Source organism: Aquibium microcysteis, from assembly GCF_014495845.1.
GTDB lineage: Bacteria > Pseudomonadota > Alphaproteobacteria > Rhizobiales > Rhizobiaceae > Aquibium > Aquibium microcysteis.
On the sequence record NZ_CP061080.1, the window covers coordinates 3,339,551 to 3,358,951 of the forward strand.

Below are 19,401 nucleotides of genomic sequence, written 5' to 3' on the forward strand. Positions count from 1 at the left end.
GGCGCGGCGAGCGTGAATGTTCGGCATGCTGTTGGTCGCTGGCCCGCCGATCGTGAGTGCGACGGACCGAGGGAACCGTGAATGGCTGTCCCGTCTCGGGGGAGGCGAGGACCTGGACGCATACGATGCCTCTATGGTCCTTGTCCGACATCGAGGCATCGAGGTGTTTGCCGAACGTATCCAGGCGCGCATGGACCCGGTCTTCGAATTCACTGTACTCATGTACAGCCACGATACGTTCGGTCTCGGCCATCTGCGGCGCAGCCGCACGATAGCCCATGCGCTGGTTTCGCATTTTCCCGGCGTACACGTGTCGATCGTCTCGGGTTCTCCCGTGGTCGACGCCTTTCCCTTCGAGGACCGCGTCGATTACATCCAGATACCGCCGGCCAGCAAGCTTCCGAACGGCACCTATACCTCCGGCAGCGGCGAACTGACCTTCGAGCAGACCATCAATGCCCGGGAGGCCGTCATTCGCGCCGCCGCCGAGCGGATCCGCCCGGACATGATCATCGTCGACAAGGAACCGCTGGGACTGGCCCGCGAGATGCTGTCGACGCTCAAATGGGCAAAGGCGAAGGGGGCGATCACCGTGCTCGGCCTGCGCGACGTTCTCGACGCACCGGAACTCCTGCGTGAAGAGTGGCAGCGCAAGCACATCGTCGAGCATCTGGCGCTCTACGACGAGATCTGGATCTACGGCCCGGGCAGCTTCTACAACCCGCTCGCCGGCATCGATCTGTCCGAGACCATCCTGTCCCAGACCCGCTACACCGGCTTCCTGCCTCGCACCCTGGCCGCCGAGGATGCCACGGAGAAGTACGGCCGGGACTATGTGCTGGTGACGGCCGGCGGCGGCGGCGACGGCTACGAACTCATGGCGGCCGCCCTCGGCGCCGTGCGCCAGGACCGGACGCCGGGCCGGGAGTTCCTGTTCGTGCTCGGGCCGTTCATGACCGAGCGCGAGCGTTTCGAGATCGGCGCGCGCGCCGGCAGCGTGCCGAACGTCCGCATCATCGATTTCGATGCCAACCTGGAGGCGGTCGTGGCCAACGCCAGCGCCGTCGTCGGCATGTGCGGCTACAACACCTTCTGCGAGGTCATTTCCTTCGACAAGCGGGCGCTCTTCGTGCCCCGCACCGCACCGCGCCGCGAGCAGGCGATCCGTGCCAACCGCGCCGCGGAGTTCGGCTGGGTCGACGTCATCGATATCGAGATGGCGAAGAACCCGCGGCGGCTCCTGGCCGCCATCGACGCCGTGCTGCAGCGCCCGAAACCCTCCGCCGCCGTCGCACGCCCCGACCTCGACGGCCTCAACCGCATCTGCGCGCTGACGGAGATCCTGTTCGACCGCCGGGAAGAGATCACGGCCGCATCGGAACTGCGCAAAGCCGCCTCCTCATGAAGCCTGCCCTCGTCGTCGTGCTGAAGGGCTATCCGCGCCTGTCGGAAACCTTCATCGCGCAGGAACTCCTGGAACTGGAGCGCGCCGGCTACGACCTGCACCTCGTCTCGCTGCGCCATCCCACCGACGGCAAGCGCCATCCCGTCAACGACGAGATCCGTGCGCCCGTCACCTACCTTCCCGAATACCTGCACGACGAGCCCCGGCGGGTGATCGCGGCGTGGCGGAAGGCGCGCCGGCTGCCGGGCTTCGGCAAGGCTGTCCGCCACTGGCTGAAGGATCTCGCGCGCGACGTCACCCGCAACCGTGTCCGCCGCTTCGGACAGGCCATCGTGCTCGCAGCCGAGTTTCCCCCGGAGGCGCGCTGGATCTACAGCCACTTCATCCACACGCCCTCCTCGGTGGCGCGCTATGCCAGCGACATGACGGGGATCGCCTGGAGTGCCTCCGCCCACGCCAAGGACATCTGGACCTCGCCGGACTGGGAACTGTCCGAAAAGCTGGATGCCGCGGAGTGGACCGTCACCTGCACGGCTGGCGGCGCCCGCCATCTCAAGGACCTGTCGCTCGATCCGGCGAAAGTGACGCTGGTCTATCACGGCATCGATCTCACGCGCTTCCCGAGACCCCGGCGTGCGCCTTCGCGGCGCGACGGCACGGACGTCGCCGATCCCGTGCGGATCCTGTCCGTCGGCCGGGCGGTGGCAAAGAAGGGGCTCGACACGCTGGCCGACGCGCTCGCCCTCCTGCCGCAGGACCTCTCCTGGCAATGGACCCACGTGGGCGGCGGCGAGCTGGCCGACGATCTGAAGGCGCAGGTCGGGCGGCTCGGGCTCGGCCCGCGTGTCGCCATCCATGGCTCTCGGGCACAGAGCGAGGTTCTGGAAGCCTATGCCGGGTCGGACCTCTTCGTCCTGCCATGCCGCATCGCCGACGACGGCGACCGGGACGGTTTGCCGAACGTGCTGGTGGAAGCGCAGAGCCAGGGGCTGCCCTGCATTTCCACCCCGATCTCTGGCATCCCCGAACTGATCGAGGATGGGCGCACGGGCATCCTCGTGTCTCCGAACGATCCGCACGCGCTCGCCAGCGCGATCGAGGAGGCCGTGCGGTCGCCCGATATGCGCGCCCGCCTCGGGGCGTCCGCGATGGAGCGGGTCCATGCCCATTTCGACCATCGCGGCACGATCGGCCAGCTGATCGCGCTGTTCGAAGCCCGCGGCCTGATCGGCGACAAGCAGAGGGAGATACAGGTCCCATGACCCCGCGCGTCCTGTTCTACGTGCAGCACCTCGTCGGTGTCGGCCATGTCTTCCGCGCCTCGCGCATCGTGCGCGCGCTGCGTGGCGAGGGAGTCGAGGTCGACCTCGTCTTCGGCGGCGTGCCGATCCCCGGGCTCGACGTCGCCGACGCGCCCGTCCACTACCTGCCGCCGGTGCGGGCGGGCCTGGAGGTCTTCAACAGGCTGGAGGACGCCGACGGCAACCCGGTCGACGACGCCTACAAGGACCGCCGTCGCGACCTGCTGCTCGACATCTTCGAGAAGACGCGCCCCGACGTGGTGGTGACCGAAGCCTTTCCCTTCGGCCGTCGCCAGATGCGCTTCGAACTGCTGCCGCTGATGGAGGCTGCGAAGACGCGAAGGCCACGACCGGCAACGGTGGTCGGATCGGTACGCGACATCCTCCAGGAAAATGCCAAGCCCGAGCGCGACCGCGAGGTGGTGGACCTCATCGACCGGTATTTCGACCACATCCTGGTCCACGGCGACCCGGGCTTCGTGCGCATCGAAAAGACCTTTCCGCATGGCGGCGAGATCGCGGACAAGCTGCGCTACACGGGCATCGTCGCGCCGGAACCGCCCGTTCCCGCGACGGGCGAGGCAGCGTACGACGTTGTCCTGTCGGTCGGCGGCGGCGCCTTCGGCCATAGGCTGCTGCTTGCCGCGCTGAAGGCCCGCAGGCTGTCCGTCCTCGCGGATGCGCGCTGGGTGGTGCTGACGGGCCTCGCGGCGACGCCCGCGCAGCGGGCCGAACTCGAGGCTCTGGCCGGCGAAAACGTCACATTCGAGCGCTTCATCCCCGATCTGCCCGCGCGGCTGGCGGCCGCGAAACTGTCGATCTCCCGTGCCGGCTACAACACCACGGCCGACATCTACACCGCAGGCTGCCGGGCGATCGTGGTGCCGCTGTCGGACGGCATCGAGACCGAACAGATCACGCGCGCCGCGCTGATGAACGAGAAGGGCCTCGCGATCGCGGTCGACCACGAGAACGAGACGCCGGAAGCGATCGCGGCTGCGATCGACCGCGCCATGGCCGGACCCGCGCCGGATCGTTCGATGATCGACATCGGCGGCGCGGGGAAGGCCGCGCGGATGCTCGCGGCCATCGCGCGGGACGAGGATCTGCCGGTCTGACGCAGGCAGGGCACCGCTTGACCCGCCCGCCCGCGCCGCTACGGTCGCGCCCATGACGAGGATCGCCTTCTATGCGCCGCTGAAGCCGCCCGGCCACCCGATCCCGTCGGGTGACCGGGAGATCGCGCGCAATCTCCTGAAGGCGCTGGCGCTCGCCGGCTTCGATCCCTTCGTCGCCAGCGAGGCCATCGCCTACCAGAAGCGGCCGTCGGCCGCGCTGTTCCTCGACCGCAAGGCGCGCTGCGAGGCAGAGACCGAACGCCTGCTGGCCGCCTGGCGGACCGAACCGGCGCTCCGGCCCGACGTCTGGATGACCTATCATCCCTATTGCAAGGCGCCGGACTGGATCGGCCCGCCTCTCTGCCGCGCGCTCGACATTCCCTACGTGACCGTGGAGGCTTGCCGCACGCGCCAGGATACGGATACCGACTGGGCGGATGGCAGGGCGGTGGTGCAGGCGGCGGTGCGTCAGGCGGTGGCGAACTTCTGCCTCAAGCCGGCCGACCGCGCCTATCTGGAGAGCGTCCTGCCGGACGCATCGACCATCCTGCCTCTGAAGCCGTTCACCGATCTCGCCGATCTGCCCGACGCCGCCGTCCCGCAGGACACCGGCGCCGATGGCGACGGACCGCTGATCCTCGCCGTGGGGATGATGCGTCCGGGTGCCAAGATCGAGTCCTACCGGCTCCTCGCCGAGGCGATGTCGGGTCTTCTCGACCGGCCATGGCGCCTCACGATCGTGGGCGACGGACCCGGGCGGAGCGAAGTCGAGGCCATGTTCGCCCTTGCCGGCAACCGGGTGCGCTTCACGGGCGCCCTCCCCCATCCCGAGGTGCTGGGCTGGATACAGCGGGCCGATCTCTTCGCCTGGCCTGGCGTGCGGGAGGCCTTCGGCGTCGCCTATCTGGAGGCGCAGGCGAACGGCCTGCCGGTGGCCGCCTTCGCCACGACGGGCGTTCCCGTGGTCGTCGCCCACGGCGAAAGCGGATTGCTCGCCCCGGAATTCGACGTCGCGGCCTACCGCGGAAACCTGGCCCGGCTGCTGTCCTCGCCTGAGGACCGCGCGCGTCTCGGCGCCGGAGGCCGGGCAAAGGTCATGCGCGAACATGGACTGGAGGCCGCGGCCATGGCGCTGAAGACGGTCCTGTCACCGCTCTTGGCGACGCGACCTGCGCAGGACGGCACGGCTTGAGCGCCTTCGCCGCCGTCGAGGAGGAACTGGCGCTCTGGGCCGAGGCCGGCCTTACGCCGCGCTTCTGGCTGCGCGACGACGACGCGGTGGAGGCCACGGCGGCGCTGGAACGGCTGATCGGCTTCGCCCGCCGTCGCAGCGTGCCGGTGTTGCTCGCCGTGATTCCGGCGCGGGCGACACAGGCGCTGGCCGACCGGCTGGCGGACGAACCGCTCCTGACGCCCTGCCAGCACGGAATCGCTCATTGCAACAACGCGGCCGCCGGCACACCCTCGCTCGAACTCGGCGGCACGAGGCCGGCAAAAGAGATCCTCGCCGATCTGGCGGATGCGCGCGCCCGGCTGCTGGAGCTCTTCGGCAAGCGTCTCTCCGGCATCCTGGTGCCGCCGTGGAACCGGATGGCACCGGACGTGGCCGCGCAGTTGCACGCCCTCGGCTTCACCGGCCTGTCGACCTGGTCCTGGCAGCGCAAGGGCACGTCCCTGCCCGAACTCAACACCCAGATCGACGTGATGGACTGGGCCGGCGGACACCGCGGCCGCGACCTCTCCTGGACGGCAGGCGAACTCGTCCGGCGGCTGATCCAGGCCCGCGAAAGGGGCGGCGCGCCGCTCGGCATCCTCACCCACCATCTCGTCCACGACGAGCGTGCCTGGGCGACGCTCGACGAACTCGTGACGTGGCTGGCGGAAGACCGCGGCTTCGTTTTCGAGAGCGCTGACGACCTGATCGCGGCAGGCGCCGCGATGCGGTTCTGACGAAGCCGGCACTCCGGCCCCGTTGGTGCCTCAGGCCGTGTGGTAGGGGTCAGCCGCGTCGCGCAGTCCGTCGCCCAGGAAATTGAAAGCGAGGATGACGAGGATGACCGGCACCACCGGCAGGATCAGCCAGGGATAGAGCGCCACCACGTTGATGTTCTGCGCCTCGTTGAGCAGCACGCCCCAGCTCGTCACCGGCGGACGCAGGCCGAGGCCCAGGAAGGACAGCGCCGTCTCGCCGAGGATCATCGTCGGGATGGTGATGGTCGCGGAGGCGATCAGATGGCTCATGAAGCCCGGGATCAGGTGGCGGAAGATGATGCGCGGCGGCGAAGCGCCCATCAGTTCGGCCGCCACCACATACTCTTCCTCGCGCAGCGACAGCAGCTTCGACCGCACCGCCCGCGCGAGCCCCGTCCAGTCGATCAGGCCGAGGATGATCGTGATGCCGAAATAGACCACGATCGGCGACCACGTCACCGGCATGATGGCGGCGAGCGCCAGCCAGAGGGGAATGCTGGGCAGACTTTGAAGAACCTCGATGATGCGCTGTACGACATGGTCGATCCAGCCGCCGTAATATCCGGCCATGCCGCCGATGGTGATGCCGAGCAGGAAGGACACGGTGATGCCGATCAGGCCGATGGTCAGCGATATTCGCGTACCGTAGATGATGCGCGAGAGCACGTCGCGCCCCAGCCGGTCGGTGCCCAGCAGGTAGAAATAGCCGTTCTCTGCCGGGCAGACGAGGTGCAGGTCGCTCTCGACCATCCCCCAGAAGCGGTAGCTGTCACCGCGGCAGAAGAAGCGCAGCGGCTGCACGTCGGTCGTGTCGGGCACGTATTCGCGCTTCAGCGTCTGCATGTTGAGCTTGTAGTCGTAGCCGTAGACGAAAGGACCGACGAAGCTGCCCTCGTGGAAGAGGTGAATGCCTTGCGGCGGCATGTAGATCGCCTTCACGTCCCGCCGCTCGAGGCCGTAGGGGGCGAGGAACTCGCTGACCAGGATCGACAGGTAGATCAGCAGCAGGAAGACGCCCGACCAGACCGCCGCGCGATGCTTGCGGAACTTCCACCACATCAGCTTCAGCTGAGAGGCGAAGTAGACCTTCTCCTGCTCAGGCGAGAGTTTCTCCACACCCTGCGGATCGAAGGGCGTCTGCGAGACGAAGTGGCTGATCGTCTCTCCGTCCGGCGGCAGCGAGGTGTTCATCGGCGTCCCCCCTGCAGCCGGATCCGGGGATCGAGGATCGCCAGCGCGATGTCGGAGACGAGGACGCCGATGACGGTCAACGTGGCGAGGAACATCAGGAAGGAGCCTGCAAGGTACATGTCCTGGCTCTGCAGCGCGCGGATGAGCAGAGGACCGGTGGTTTCGAGCGACAGCACGATGGCCACGACCTCCGCGCCGGAGATGACCGCGGGCAGGATCGAGCCGATGTCGGCGATGAAGAAGTTGAGCGACATGCGCAGCGGATACTTCAGCAGCGCCCGGGTGGGCGGCACGCCCTTGGCCCGCGCCGTCACCACGTACTGCTTCTGCAGTTCATCGAGCAGGTTGGCGCGCAGGCGGCGGATCATCCCTGCCGTGCCGGCCGTGCCGATCACGATGACCGGGATCACCATGTGCTCCGCCATCGACCAGAACTTGGGCCAGCTCATCGGCTGGTCGATGTACTGGGCATCCATCAGGTGCCCGATCGAGGTGCCGAACCAGACGTTGGCGAAGTAGAGCAGGATCAGCGCCAGCAGGAAGTTCGGCGTCGCCAGACCGAGCAGCCCCAGGAAGGTCAGTCCGTAGTCGCTCCAGGAATACTGGTGCGTCGCCGAGTAGATGCCGATCGGGAAGGCGATCAGCCATGTGAAGATGATGGTGATGGTCGAGACCAGGATGGTGAGCCAGAGACGGTTGCCCACCACCTCGCTGACCGGCAGCTCATACTCGAAGGAATAGCCGAAATCGCCCTGGAGCATGCCGCCGACCCAGGTGAAGTATCGCTCGATCAGGGGCTGGTCGAAGCCATACTCCTGCTTGAGGTACTCGATCTTCTTGGGGTCGACGGTTTCGCCCTGCGCCTGCAGTTCCGCGACATAGGTTTCGAAATAGTCGCCCGGAGGCAGCTCGATGATGATGAACACCAGCGCGCTGATGAGGAACAGCGTCGGGATGGCGGCCAGAAGGCGGTAGGCGATGTAGCGCAGCAACGCACGCTACTCCTTGTCGAACCAGAACGTGTCCGGCATGTAGACGCCGAAGAAGCTGACCGGCGAAAAGGCGTAGATGCCCTCCGCGGGGACGTTCTTCAGCGTATTGCGGACCACGACCGGCTGCAGGACGCCGTTCACCGTACCGATCGTGAAGACCTGGTCGGTGTAGATCGCCAGCATGTCGTGCCAGATCGCCGTGCGCTCCTCGGTGGTCGACGACACGCGCCAGGCCTGGAAGAGTTCGGCAAGGCGGGCGACCTCGGGAACGTCGATCTTCTCGCCCGCCACGCCGTTCGTCTCCAGATACTGGCCCCACTGCGGCCATGTTCCCTGGACGGCGGAGACCGGTGCGAGTTCCTCCGGCGGCATGTCGGGCGTCGCGAGACCGACGTTGAGGCCAGCCCAGACCGACATCATCGTCTCGCCCGAGAGGAAGCGGCGGCGCATGTTGTCGAGCTGCATCGCACGCGAGAAAACCTTGATGCCGAGCGTGCCCCAGTACTCCGTCACCAGCTGCGTGACGTCGGTCTCCTCGGTGCCGCCGGCCATCTCGATGATGATCTCGGCCCGGCGCCCGTCCGGCAGCAGACGCACGCCGTCGGCGCCGCGCTTCAGGCCGATCTCGTCGAGCAGGGCGTTGGCCCGGTCCGGATCATATTCGGCATAGGCCTGCGCATATTGCGGCTTGTAGAGCGGCGATCCCTCCAGCACCGAATTGGCCGCCGGCTGGGCCAGCCCGTAGTAGAACTGCTGGTTGATCTCTTCGCGGTGGATGCCCAGCGACAGGGCGCGCCGGAAACGGGCGTCGCGGAAGAGTTCGCGCCAGACGGGATCGCTGACGTTGAGGTTCGGCAGGTAGGCAACCTGCGAGCCGGTGCCGTCCTTCCACAGCTTGACGTCGAACTTGTGCTGCTCGCTCGACTCCTTCAGGAACGTGAAGTTGTCGAAGCGCAGATAGCGCGCCTGCAGGTCGCTGTCGCCGGTCCCGGTCTTGGCCGGGATGATGTCGGCCGAGCTTATCCCGAGATAGACCTCGTCGATGTAGGGCAGCTGGTTGCCCTCGCCGTCGACGCGGTGGAAAAAGGGATTGCGCTTGAAGACGAACCGCTCGGCCGGCGGCGGCGTGGTGTTCATCCAGGGTTCGAGGGTCGGCAGTTCCGGATTCTCGGGCCGGTAGGCCCGCGCCTTCACGGTGTGCAGGGCCACCCAGTCGCGCGACCCGGCCGCCTTGACCTTGGCGGCCAGTTCGTCGGCGGTGGCGTATTTTTCGTGGAACTGCTTCAGGTAGTGGGCCGGTTGGGCGATGTAGTTCGGGCTCGCGCCTGCCAGCGACGGCAGGAACTGCGGGTTGGGCTTGGCCCAGGTGTAGCGGACGGTGAGTTCGTCGACCACCTCGAATGTCGGAAGCTCGCCGTCGACCAGCATCACCGCCGAGGCGCCGCCGCGCGACAGCGCCTCGTTGGTCTCCACGTCCTCCCAGGCGTAGCGGAAGTCTTCCGCCGTGAACGGATGTCCGTCCGACCAGCGGTGACCGGGCCGGAGGTGGAAGGTGAAGATCCGGCCTTCCTCCACCTCGAAGCTTTCCAGGATGTCCGGCACGATCTCGAGCTGCTCGTTGAAGCCGACCAGACGCGAATAGCCGTAGATCGTCATCATGCGGATGTCCTTGGCGTCGGCCATCAGCATCCTGAGCGTTCCGCCGTAAGCGCCGTTGGTCTTGCCGTGCGCGGCCATGTCGATGACGCGCGGGACGTCCGGCAGCCGCTCTTCCATCGGCGGAAGCTTGCCGCTTTCGACGGCCTCCTTCAGCGAAGGCGGCTCTTCGGCGAAACCCGCGGAGACGAGGGTGAAGGTTGCGGCTGCGGCCATCGCCGCAAACCATCCGGCACGGCTGATGATCGTGGTCATGCGTAGATCCTTTCACGGGATGGCATGTCGCGCGCCAGGACGAGATGTCCCTCGCCGACCTGAACGAGCGACAGGTCCCTCCCGTCGCCGTTCAAGCTCTGGAACTCCGGCGGCCAGTGGTCGCTCGGATCGGATTCGTCCCCGCCCAGAGCCTCGAAATCGAGCTTGCGGTCGAGATTGACGCTCGGAACCGCGCTCAGGAGCTTCTGCGTGTAGGGGTGCATCGGACGGGCGAACAGCGTCTCGCAGTCCGCGATCTCGACGATCCGTCCGCGCCGCATCACGGCGATGCGGTCGGCGATGTACTTCACCACCGCGAGGTTGTGCGAGATGAACACCATCGTCAGCGACAGCTCGTCCTGCAGCGATTTCAGCAGGTTGAGGATCTGCGCTTGGACCGAGACGTCGAGCGCCGAGACAGGCTCGTCGCAGATCAGCAGGTCGGGGGCGAGAGCGAGCGCGCGGGCGATCCCGATGCGCTGGCGCTGCCCCCCGGAGAAGGAATGCGGATACCGGTTCAGGTGACTGGTCTGCAGGCCGACCATCGCCATCAGGTCGGCGGCCGTCTGGGTGATCTCGCGCGCGCCGCCCTGGCGATGGATCTCCAGCGGCTCGCGCAGCGTGTTGAGAATGGTCGAACGGGGGCTGAGCGATCCGAACGGGTCCTGGAAGACGATCTGGATGCGCTTGCGGAACTCTTTCAGCGCGCGGCCGTGAAGCTGGCGCACGTCGCACTTCACCTCGCCGTTGTCGAACAGGATCTCGCCGCCGTCGGCCTCGGTCGCCCGCATGATCAGCTTGCTCACCGACGACTTGCCGCAGCCGCTTTCGCCCACGATGCCGAAGCACTCGCCGCGCCGCACGTCGAAGGACACGCCGTTGACCGCGTGGATCTGGCGGTTCTGGCCGCCGAACCAGCTGCCCGACTTGATGGTGTAGGTCTTCCTGAGATCGCGCACGGTCAGCAGCGGCTTGTCGGACGAGCACCGTCCCTCGCTCGCGCGCCGCATCGAGCCGGGAATCACCTTGTCGATCTCGCGCAGTGCGACCAGCTTCTCGCCACGCTCCATGTCGAGATCGGGAACCGCCTTCATCAGCGCGCGCGTATAGGCATGTCCGGGCTTCGTGAAGATATCCTGCAGCGGCCCGGCCTCCAGGATCCTGCCGTGGTAGATCACCACCACCTCGTCGGCCATGTTGGCGACGACGCCGAGGTCGTGCGTGATCAGGAGCAGGGACATGCCGAGACGGGCCTGCAGCGACTTCAGGAGCCCGAGCACCTGCGCCTGCACGGTCACGTCCAGCGCCGTCGTCGGCTCGTCGGCGATCAGCAGCGCCGGCCGGCAGATCAGCGCCATGGCGATCATCGCACGCTGCCGCAGGCCGCCCGACAGCTCCATCGGATACATGTCGTAGGCGCGCGACGGGTCGGGAAAGTCGACGAGCTTGAGCATGTCCTCGGTCAGCGACCGCGCTTCGCCCCGGGCCACCTCGCGATGCAGGACGAGCGCTTCCTCGACCTGGTTGCCGATCGTGTGGAGCGGCGACAGCGACGTCATCGGCTCCTGGAAGATCATGGCGATACGCCCGCCGCGAAGTGCGCGCATCTCCGCCTTTTCCGGATCGAGCGCGGCGATGTCTATGTCGGAGCCAGCCACCGCTGGGTCGCGGAACCGGATCCTCCCGCCCGTCACCTTCGCCACCTTGGGCAGGATGCCGAGGATCGCCTGCGCGATGATGGACTTGCCGGAGCCCGACTCGCCGACGAGAGCGACCGTCTTGCCCGCCGGAATCCGGAAGCTGACGCCCTTCACGACCTCGATGCTGCTCTGTTGTATCGCGATCGAGATGCGCAAGTCCTCGATACGCAGCAAGTCCCGTCTGTCGCCCAAGTCGATCTGTCCCATCCCTGACGGTCTCTTACGCCCGGCCGTCTTGCCCCTGCGGCCGGCGGCGGCGAAGGGCCTGGCCGGGCGAGGAATTGCCGGGAGTTTTGCAATTCCCTCTCCCGGCGGCAAGAGGCGGAAGAGGCCTATTCTCAATTTGCTTCAAGCAAGCCCCCGAACCTGCGTCCATGCGTTCACAGCTCGTCGAGCCGGCCGTTCGACCAGCGAAAGACGCGGTCGTGCGGTATCGCCCGACGCATCGTCTCGTCCCTGCCAAGTCCCTCTAGCACCCCGATCATGACGCGCAGATTTCCGCTGTGCGTCACGACGATTGGTAACGCGTCGGTGACGAGGCTGTGTGTGAAAAATTTCATTCTGGCGTGAAGATCGGCGTAGCTTCCCCCGCCCTCCGGCGCGAAATTCCACCGGTCGGCCTTGCGCGCGCGCCGCTCCTGCGGAAACCGCGCCTTCACCTCATGCGTGGTCAGTCCCTCCCAGCGGCCGAAGCCGGCTTCGGCAAGACGGTCGTCGCTCTCGATCGACGTCTCGGGCAGGGCGAGTTGCCGGGCCAGGATGCGCGCCGTCTCGAGGCATCGCGTGAGGGGCGAACTGACGACGCGCAACGGCAAGTCCGGTCGTGCGACGTCGGCGAGATGATCCGCCAGGCGCCGCCCGTTCGCCGCGGCGTCCGCCATCCCCGCGGCCGACAGCGGTATATCGGTCCGGCCCTGGAACCGCCCTTCCTCGTTCCAGGCGGTCCTGCCGTGCCTCACGATGAAGAACGTGCTGTTGATCATGATTTATCTTGTCATTGCGGCCGGCTATGCCATGCCTATCGGCGGGCGCAAGTCTTGACAATGATCGAGGCGAAGGGAGCGGAAATGGGAATGGTGGCAGAACCGTTGCGTGCCTGGCCGAGGCTGCTTGCCTTCGCCGTCCTGGCCATCCTCACGGCGCTGCCGGTTGCGGGCGCGCAGGCGCAGATCCCGCTGCAGGCGCTCGCTCAGGGCAAGCCCGCGGAGGGTCCGGATTCGTCGGGATACGAGGCGCTCCTGCAGCAGGCGCAGCGCGACGGTTCGACCGTCATCATCATGCAGCCGGCCGGCACTGGCCAGGCGGCCACGCCGGAGATGCCCATGGCGATGGCCCTTTCCAGCGAGAATCTGCTGAAGGCACGCGAGAGCCTGAAGCGAATGGTCGTGAATTCGCTCACCTATGTCGACTTTCTCCCGGAATCGCTGAAGGCGGCCAGTCCCGACGGAACGGCGCTCTGGCTGCTGCTTGCCGCCGCCACGGCGGTGGGCGGCCTGGTGGCGGGCCGGCTCGTGTTCTGGCAGGTCACGCGCTGGGGACGCGGGCATTTCCGTCACCTCTACCGCGAGGACGAGACGATCCTCTCGCGCAAGCTCGGCTACATCCTGTTCCGAGCCGGATGGATGCTGCTCAGCGCCGGGATCATGTTCGTCACGGCCGTGCTCGTCGCGGTGGTCTTCGATTCCGGACACCAGCCGTCCCGCGACACGATCTTCGTGATCATCTCCACCTACGTGGTCTATCGCATCGTCCGCTCGGTGATCTTCTGGAACTTCTTTGCGCCGAACTCGTCCGCACACAGGCTGATCCACCTCCCGGACGCGGCCGCCCAGAAGCTCTTCAACCACTGGGCCATCGTCCTGTCCGTCGGCGCCGTCGTGATCGGCCTCTGCCGCTGGATCCTGATCCTCACGCCGCCCGGCAGCGTCACCGACATGTCGATGGTGGCGGTGAACCAGGACGCCCAGAATCTCGCCTTCATTCTCGGCATGCTGCTCTGCGCGGCCATGATGGGCGCCCTGGCCATCATCCATCGCCGCGACCTGACCGGCATCGTCCTCGGCACTGACGATCCGCAGAAGGCGCCGCTTCTCAACCGGGTGTTCGCCGTCGCGGCGCTGCCGCTGGCCATCGTCTACCTCATCGTGGCCTGGCTCGTCAGTTCCGTCCGGCTGACGCTCGGTCTGCCGGGCGGTTACGTCCCGGTGCTGGCCCCGATCATCGTCTTCGTCGCAGGCATCTTCGCCTATGCGATCGCGGCCTATCTGCTCGAGATCGTCTACGAGCGCCGGGCCGCCTCGCATCGCCGCCGCCAGATCCTGAAGCAGCAGGCGGAGCGGCGAGCCTGGCGGCGTGCCCAGGCGTCGAAGGAACTCATGTCGGCCATGAACGAAGACATGCGCGACATGCTGGAGGACGGCGACGAGATGACGGTCATGGCCCCGGTCCAGCCGCCCAAGACGCAGATCCGGCCCTACTTCCCCGCCTTCAAGGTATTCTTCCAGAACACCATCCAGGCGACGATCCTGGTGGTCTGCGCGGGCGAACTCGCCAGGCTGTGGGGGCTCGACCTCGGCCGCGATGGAGGACATCCGGTCGCCGCCGCGCTCGACATCCTGCTTGTCGTCATCGTCGCCCTTTCCTTCTATCGGGCGATCAACGGCTTCATCGACCACAAGATCGTCGAGGAGGGCGGGACGCTGGACGGCCAGGCCGGCAATCCCGGCGAGGGAGAGGGCGAAGGCGGCAAGAGCCAGTCGCGGCTCGCCACGCTGCTCCCGATCTTCCGCAACGTCATCGTGTCTCTGCTCGCGGTCCTCGGCACGATGGTGGTTCTCGCCAATCTCGGCGTCGACGTCGGTCCGCTCTTCGCGGGCGCCGGCGTGGTGGGCATCGCCGTCGGCTTCGGCGCGCAGACCCTCATCCGCGATATCTTCTCGGGCGCCTTCTTCCTCGTCGACGATGCGTTCCGCAAGGGCGAGTACATCGAGGTGGGATCGGTCAAGGGCGTGGTGGAGAAGATATCGATGCGCTCCTTCCAGCTGCGCCACCATCTGGGCGCCGTCCATACGGTGCCGTTCGGCGAGATCACGCAGCTCACCAACTATTCGCGCGACTGGGTGATGATGAAGCTGCCGCTCCGGCTCACCTACGACACGGACGTGGAGAAGGTGCGCAAGCTGGTCAAGAAGATCGGCGCGCGACTGCTCGAGGACCCCGTCGTCGGCCATCTCTTCCTGCAGCCGCTGAAGTCGCAGGGCGTCTACGCCATGGAGGACTCGGCCATGATCATCCGCGTCAAGTTCATGACGCGGCCGGGCGACCAGTTCGTCACCCGCAAGGTCGTCTACGCCGCGATCCGCGAGGTCTTCAGCCGGGAGGGCATACGCTTCGCGCATCGCGAGGTGACGGTGCGTCTGGCCGACGGCCAGAAGGCGGACGAGTTGACGAAGGAACAGAAGGACGCGATCACGGGGTCCGTCCGGGCGGTCATCGACGATGCCCAGGCTATGGCAGCCGATGCGGGCAAGACCGCCGCCGGCGCCCTCTGACGACGAACGGAAGAACGCGGCCAGCATGCCCCTGTCCCTCGCGCCGATCGATTCGGCCTCAGCCTTCGGAACCCGCGCGCCGGGGCGCTTCGCGTGTCTCGTCTGGGCGCTGACCGTTTCGGCCGGGATCCCGCAGGCGCGCCGCAAGGCGATCCGCAAGCACTTCGCCGCGAGGCTTGCCGGCCCCTTCGACGTGACGGCGGGCGGCATCGCCTTCCGTGCCTATCCGGCGGAAAACCGCGACGACCGCATGCTGGTCGGCCGCGGTGAACTGCCGGAGGCGGAGGAGCACGCGCTCGTCGCGCCGCTGCTGAAGCCGGACATGGTCTTCGTCGACATCGGCGCCAATGTCGGCACCTACGCTCTCTTCGTGGCCACGCGCGCCGGACCGGGCGCCCGCGTGCTCGCGTTCGAGCCGCATCCGCGCACCTTCGCCAAGCTCGCCTTCAACCTCTGCGCCAATGGCGCCCGGAACGTCGTCGCCAGGAACCTCGCCATCGCCGCGGCGGCCGGCACGATGGAGCTCTATTCGGACGGTGGCGGCAACGTCGGTCACGCCTCGCTCCTGAAGGAGGGAGCAGGAACGGTCCGCAGCACCCAGTCGGTGCAGGTCGCGCCCCTCGCCGCCATCCTCGCGGAGGAAGGCATCGAGGCGATCGACCTCCTGAAGATCGACGTCGAGGGCTTCGAGGACCGCGCCCTTCTGCCGCTCTTCGACCAGGCGCCGGAACGGCTCTGGCCGGCGGCCATCCTCATCGAGACCGTGCTGTCGACGCTCTGGCAGCACGATTGCCTCGCCGTCCTGGCCGAGAAGGGCTATCGCCGCGCCGGCGAAACGGCCGAGAACGTGCTTCTGGTGCGCACGACGCCCTGACGCCACGGGACGCTCCGGGATCGGGCAACGTCCACGCCCACGGACGGGGATGAAGCGCCGGGCTACCGGCCGCAACATCAAGAATCTTGCGCAGACCGGACCCCCGCCCGAAACAGATTCATGCAATCGCGGGTCTTCGAGCGCAATTTTGCGTGTGCGGCGCACAATTTGAAATGGCGAGGCTCGCAAAACGGTGCAAGTCTGTGACAGAGTTCCGATCCTCAATCAGGAGTGCACCATGATTTTCACGAAGACGAAGATGGCCGGTCTCGGTCTGGCGATCACGATGGCGGGCGCGATGGCGGCGCAGGCCGAGCCCGTGAAGATCGGCAGCAAGAACTTCACCGAACAGTTCGTCGTGGCGGAGATCTATGCGCAGGCGCTGGAGAAGGCCGGCATCGAGGTCCAGAAGCGCCTGAACCTCGGTGCGACGCAGATCGCCCACACCGCTCTGACGAGCGGCGAGATCGACCTCTACCCGGAATACACCGGCACCGCCCTCGCGGCGATCGTCAAGGGCGAGCTTACCAGCGACGCCGACCAGATCTATGCCGACGTCAAGACCTACTACGAGAATGAACTGAACCTGACGCTGCTCGAGCCGACGGCCATCAACAACGGCTACGCCATCATCCTCCTGCCGGAGACGGCCGAGGCCAACAACCTCAAGACCCTCAGCGATCTCGGCCCCGCCTCCAAGGATCTGACCTTCGGCGCGGAAGGCACCTTCGGCGAGCGCAAGGACGGCCTGCCGGGCCTCGAGGCGGTCTACGGCATCAAGTTCAAGGAATTCGTCCAGTTCGCCAAGCTCGGCATCCGCTACAGCGCGCTGACCAGCGAGCAGATCGACGTCTCCTTCGGCTTCTCCACCGACTGGCAGATCGAAGACAGCAAGCTTGCCGTTCTCGAAGACGACAAGAACCTGTTCCCGCCCTACTATCTCGTGCCGATCGTGCGCCAGGACGCGCTGGCGGCGAACCCGAAGATCGCCGAGGTGCTCAACAGGATCGCTCCGCTTTTGACCAACGAGAAGATGCGCGCGATGAATGCCGCGGTCGAGCGCGACCGCCGGGAGCCGGCCGAGGTGGCCGCGGAATTCCTTGCCGCGGAAGGAATGTGATCCCGGATTGCCCGCCCGCCTGAGGCGCGGCGGGCAATCCCTTCAACGAGTTGGTTCCAGATGATGGTCCGCATTTGACCTGGGCACACAAGAACCTCGGTCTGATCGCCGAGGCGGCGGGCCAGCACCTGACGCTGTCGTTCCTGTCGGTCCTGATCGGCTGCGCCATCGCGCTCGTGCTGGGCGTCATATCCGCGCGTCGCCCACGCCTCTACGTGGCGTTCCTGACGATCGCCGGCATCGTCTTCGTCATCCCGAGCCTCGCCCTGTTTGCCTTCCTGATCCCGATCATGGGACTGGGCATGAAACCCGCGCTCACGGGCCTGTCCTCCTATTGCGTGCTGATCCTCTTGCGCAACGTCGTGACCGGGCTCCGCAACGTCCCCGCCGAGGTGCTGGACGCCGCCGACGGCATGGGCTTCAGCCGCTGGCAGCGCCTCGTCAGGATCGAGCTGCCGCTGGCCCTGCCCCTGATCGTCTCCGGCATCCGGATCGCGCTCGTCACCGTCATCGGCATCGCCACCATCGCCGCCTTCATCGACGCGGGTGGGCTGGGCTCGATCATCCTGCAGGGTATCGACCAGAACTGGCCGGAAAAGATCATCGTCGGCGGCGTGCTGACGGCGCTGATCGCCGTGTTCTTCGATCTCCTCCTGACCTGGATCGAGCGCCGGCTGCAGCGCTGGAGGCAGGCATGAACCTGCTGTGGCAAGCCTTCACCTGGATTCTCGACAATCCCGTCCCTTTCAACCGCGCGCTCTACCAGCATCTCGTGATGTCGATCTCGGCGATCGCCATCGCGCTGGCGATCGGTCTGCCGCTCGCCGTCGTGATCCTGCGGCACGCGAAGTGGGCATCCGCCGCCATCAACCTCGTCAACGGCATGCGCACGCTGCCGAGCCTCGCCATCCTCGCCATCATGATGCCGATCCTCGGCATCGGCCTGTGGCCCGCCATCGTGGCGCTGACGATCCTGGCGCTGCCGCCGATCCTCATCAACGCCTATGTCGGTCTCCGCGACGTCGACCCGGATTCCATCGAGGCGGCGGCCGGCATGGGCATGAGCGACGGCCAGATCCTGCGCAAGATCCGCGTCCCGCTTGCAGCGCCCGCCATGTTCGCCGGATTGCGCACGGCCTCCGTGCAGGTCCTCGCCGGCGCTACGCTCGCGCCCTTCATCGGTGGCGGCGGGCTCGGCGACTTCATCGCCGTCGGCGTCGCGGGCATGGACCAGTCGCGGCTGCTCGTCGGCGCCGTGCCCATCGCGCTGCTCGCACTCGGTACCGAGTTCGCGCTCGGCCTGGTGGAACGGCTGTTCTTCGGAGAAAGACGCGCCGCATGATCGTCATGAAGAATGTGACCAAGCGGTTCGGCGCCGGTGCCCCGGCCGTCGACGACCTGACGCTCGAGGTCCCGGACGGCCTCACCGTCGCGCTGGTCGGGCCGTCCGGCTGCGGCAAGACGACGACGATGCGCATGATCAACCGCCTGATCGAGCCGACCAGCGGCGAGCTCATCGTCGGCGGCCAGGACGTGCGAAAGGCCGACCCGGTGCAGCTGCGTCGGCACATCGGCTACGTGATCCAGCAGGTCGGCCTGTTCCCGCACATGACGATCGCCCAGAACATCGCCTCGGTGCCGAAGCTGCTCGGCTGGGACAAGGCGCGGATCGACGCGCGCAACCGCGAACTGATGGAACTGGTGGGGCTCGAGACCGGGATGCTGGAGCGCTATCCGCGCCAGCTGTCCGGCGGCCAGCGCCAGCGCGTCGGCGTCGCCCGCGCGCTGGCGGCGGACCCGCCGGTCCTGCTCATGGACGAGCCCTTCGGCGCGATCGATCCGATCGCGCGCCTGCGGCTGCAGAACGAATTCCGGCAGATCCTCGCGCGCGTCCGCAAGACCGTGGTTCTGGTCACGCATGACATCGACGAGGCCGTGCGCCTGGGCGACCGGATCGCCATAATGCGGGACGGGCGCATCGTGCAGTACGACACGCCGGACACCATCCTCTCCAGGCCCGTCGACGCATTCGTGGAACATTTCGTCGGCGCCGACCGCGCGCTGAAGCGCCTGACCCTGTTCAGCGTCGCCGATGCGATGGAGCGTGGCGGCGGCGACGCATCGCTTCCACACGTCGCGGCGGACGCCGATCTGCGCGACGCCCTGTCGGCGATCATCGCGGCGAAGGCGGAGAGCGCTGCGGTCGTCGACGGCGCCGGCATGGTGATCGGAACCATCAGCCGCGACCGGATCATGTCGATCTGATC

At 67.0% G+C, this 19,401-nt stretch carries 16 protein-coding genes; 11 read left to right on the plus strand and 5 right to left on the minus strand.

The genetic code is table 11. The features are described 5' to 3' along the window. The first annotated feature begins 163 nt into the window (after positions 1-163). The 5 genes from IAI54_RS15545 to IAI54_RS15565 are packed head-to-tail and all read left to right on the plus strand — an operon-like array spanning position 164 to position 5,774. On the plus strand, positions 164-1,405 hold the full coding sequence (locus tag IAI54_RS15545) for a glycosyltransferase family protein (protein WP_210321135.1): 1,242 nt from the start codon (positions 164-166) through the stop codon (positions 1,403-1,405). Further along, on the plus strand, positions 1,402-2,667 hold the full coding sequence (locus tag IAI54_RS15550) for a glycosyltransferase family 4 protein (RefSeq protein ID WP_187968066.1): 1,266 nt from the start codon (positions 1,402-1,404) through the stop codon (positions 2,665-2,667). The genes IAI54_RS15545 and IAI54_RS15550 overlap by 4 nt, the downstream gene beginning before the upstream one ends. Further along, positions 2,664-3,824 carry a glycosyltransferase family protein gene (locus IAI54_RS15555; protein ID WP_187968067.1) on the plus strand — a complete coding sequence of 387 codons (1,161 nt, stop codon included), beginning with the start codon at positions 2,664-2,666 and terminating at the stop codon, positions 3,822-3,824. Before IAI54_RS15550 ends, IAI54_RS15555 begins: the two co-directional genes overlap by 4 nt. Before the next feature lie 52 nt (positions 3,825-3,876). Further along, positions 3,877-5,016 carry a glycosyltransferase family 4 protein gene (locus IAI54_RS15560; protein ID WP_187968068.1) on the plus strand — a complete coding sequence of 380 codons (1,140 nt, stop codon included), beginning with the start codon at positions 3,877-3,879 and terminating at the stop codon, positions 5,014-5,016. Then, positions 5,013-5,774 (plus strand): polysaccharide deacetylase family protein, encoded by a 762-nt coding sequence (locus IAI54_RS15565; RefSeq protein ID WP_187968069.1) that lies wholly within the window; start codon positions 5,013-5,015, stop codon positions 5,772-5,774. Before IAI54_RS15560 ends, IAI54_RS15565 begins: the two co-directional genes overlap by 4 nt. A 30-nt stretch (positions 5,775-5,804) precedes the next feature. Here IAI54_RS15565 and IAI54_RS15570 read toward each other — a convergent pair whose 3' ends face one another. The 5 genes from IAI54_RS15570 to IAI54_RS15590 all read right to left on the minus strand — a co-directional run bounded on the left by IAI54_RS15570 (position 5,805) and on the right by IAI54_RS15590 (position 12,572). After that, positions 5,805-6,986: an ABC transporter permease gene (locus tag IAI54_RS15570; protein WP_187968070.1), complete on the minus strand. Its 1,182-nt coding sequence runs from the start codon at positions 6,984-6,986 to the stop codon at positions 5,805-5,807. Continuing rightward, positions 6,983-7,978 (minus strand): ABC transporter permease, encoded by a 996-nt coding sequence (locus IAI54_RS15575; protein ID WP_187968071.1) that lies wholly within the window; start codon positions 7,976-7,978, stop codon positions 6,983-6,985. Before IAI54_RS15575 ends, IAI54_RS15570 begins: the two co-directional genes overlap by 4 nt. 6 nt (positions 7,979-7,984) lie before the next feature. After that, positions 7,985-9,880 carry an ABC transporter substrate-binding protein gene (locus tag IAI54_RS15580; protein ID WP_420838305.1) on the minus strand — a complete coding sequence of 632 codons (1,896 nt, stop codon included), beginning with the start codon at positions 9,878-9,880 and terminating at the stop codon, positions 7,985-7,987. A 5-nt stretch (positions 9,881-9,885) separates the two neighbouring features. Further along, the gene (locus IAI54_RS15585) at positions 9,886-11,796 is read right to left on the minus strand and encodes an ABC transporter ATP-binding protein (RefSeq protein WP_187968073.1); all 1,911 of its coding nucleotides are present in this window, start codon (positions 11,794-11,796) and stop codon (positions 9,886-9,888) included. Positions 11,797-11,969: 173 nt separating this feature from the next. Next, complete coding sequence (locus IAI54_RS15590) at positions 11,970-12,572, minus strand: histidine phosphatase family protein (RefSeq protein WP_187968074.1); 603 nt, start codon at positions 12,570-12,572, stop codon at positions 11,970-11,972. 90 nt (positions 12,573-12,662) lie between these two features. Here IAI54_RS15590 and IAI54_RS15595 point away from each other — a divergent pair, with 90 nt between their 5' ends. The 6 genes from IAI54_RS15595 to IAI54_RS15620 all read left to right on the plus strand — a co-directional run bounded on the left by IAI54_RS15595 (position 12,663) and on the right by IAI54_RS15620 (position 19,399). Next, the gene (locus tag IAI54_RS15595; RefSeq protein ID WP_187968075.1) at positions 12,663-15,140 is read left to right on the plus strand and encodes a mechanosensitive ion channel family protein; all 2,478 of its coding nucleotides are present in this window, start codon (positions 12,663-12,665) and stop codon (positions 15,138-15,140) included. A 25-nt stretch (positions 15,141-15,165) separates the two neighbouring features. Next, positions 15,166-16,014 carry an FkbM family methyltransferase gene (locus IAI54_RS15600; RefSeq protein WP_187968076.1) on the plus strand — a complete coding sequence of 283 codons (849 nt, stop codon included), beginning with the start codon at positions 15,166-15,168 and terminating at the stop codon, positions 16,012-16,014. A 259-nt stretch (positions 16,015-16,273) separates the two neighbouring features. Further along, positions 16,274-17,134 carry a glycine betaine ABC transporter substrate-binding protein gene (locus tag IAI54_RS15605; RefSeq protein WP_235679412.1) on the plus strand — a complete coding sequence of 287 codons (861 nt, stop codon included), beginning with the start codon at positions 16,274-16,276 and terminating at the stop codon, positions 17,132-17,134. A 74-nt stretch (positions 17,135-17,208) separates the two neighbouring features. Continuing rightward, entirely contained in the window at positions 17,209-17,832 is a 624-nt protein-coding gene (locus tag IAI54_RS15610) for an ABC transporter permease (RefSeq protein ID WP_187968078.1), read from the plus strand. 2 nt (positions 17,833-17,834) lie between these two features. Next, positions 17,835-18,476, plus strand: coding sequence for an ABC transporter permease (locus IAI54_RS15615; protein ID WP_187973179.1), 642 nt, complete (start codon positions 17,835-17,837; stop codon positions 18,474-18,476). Continuing rightward, positions 18,473-19,399 carry an ABC transporter ATP-binding protein gene (locus IAI54_RS15620; RefSeq protein WP_187968079.1) on the plus strand — a complete coding sequence of 309 codons (927 nt, stop codon included), beginning with the start codon at positions 18,473-18,475 and terminating at the stop codon, positions 19,397-19,399. The genes IAI54_RS15615 and IAI54_RS15620 overlap by 4 nt, the downstream gene beginning before the upstream one ends. Positions 19,400-19,401: the final 2 nt, after the last annotated feature.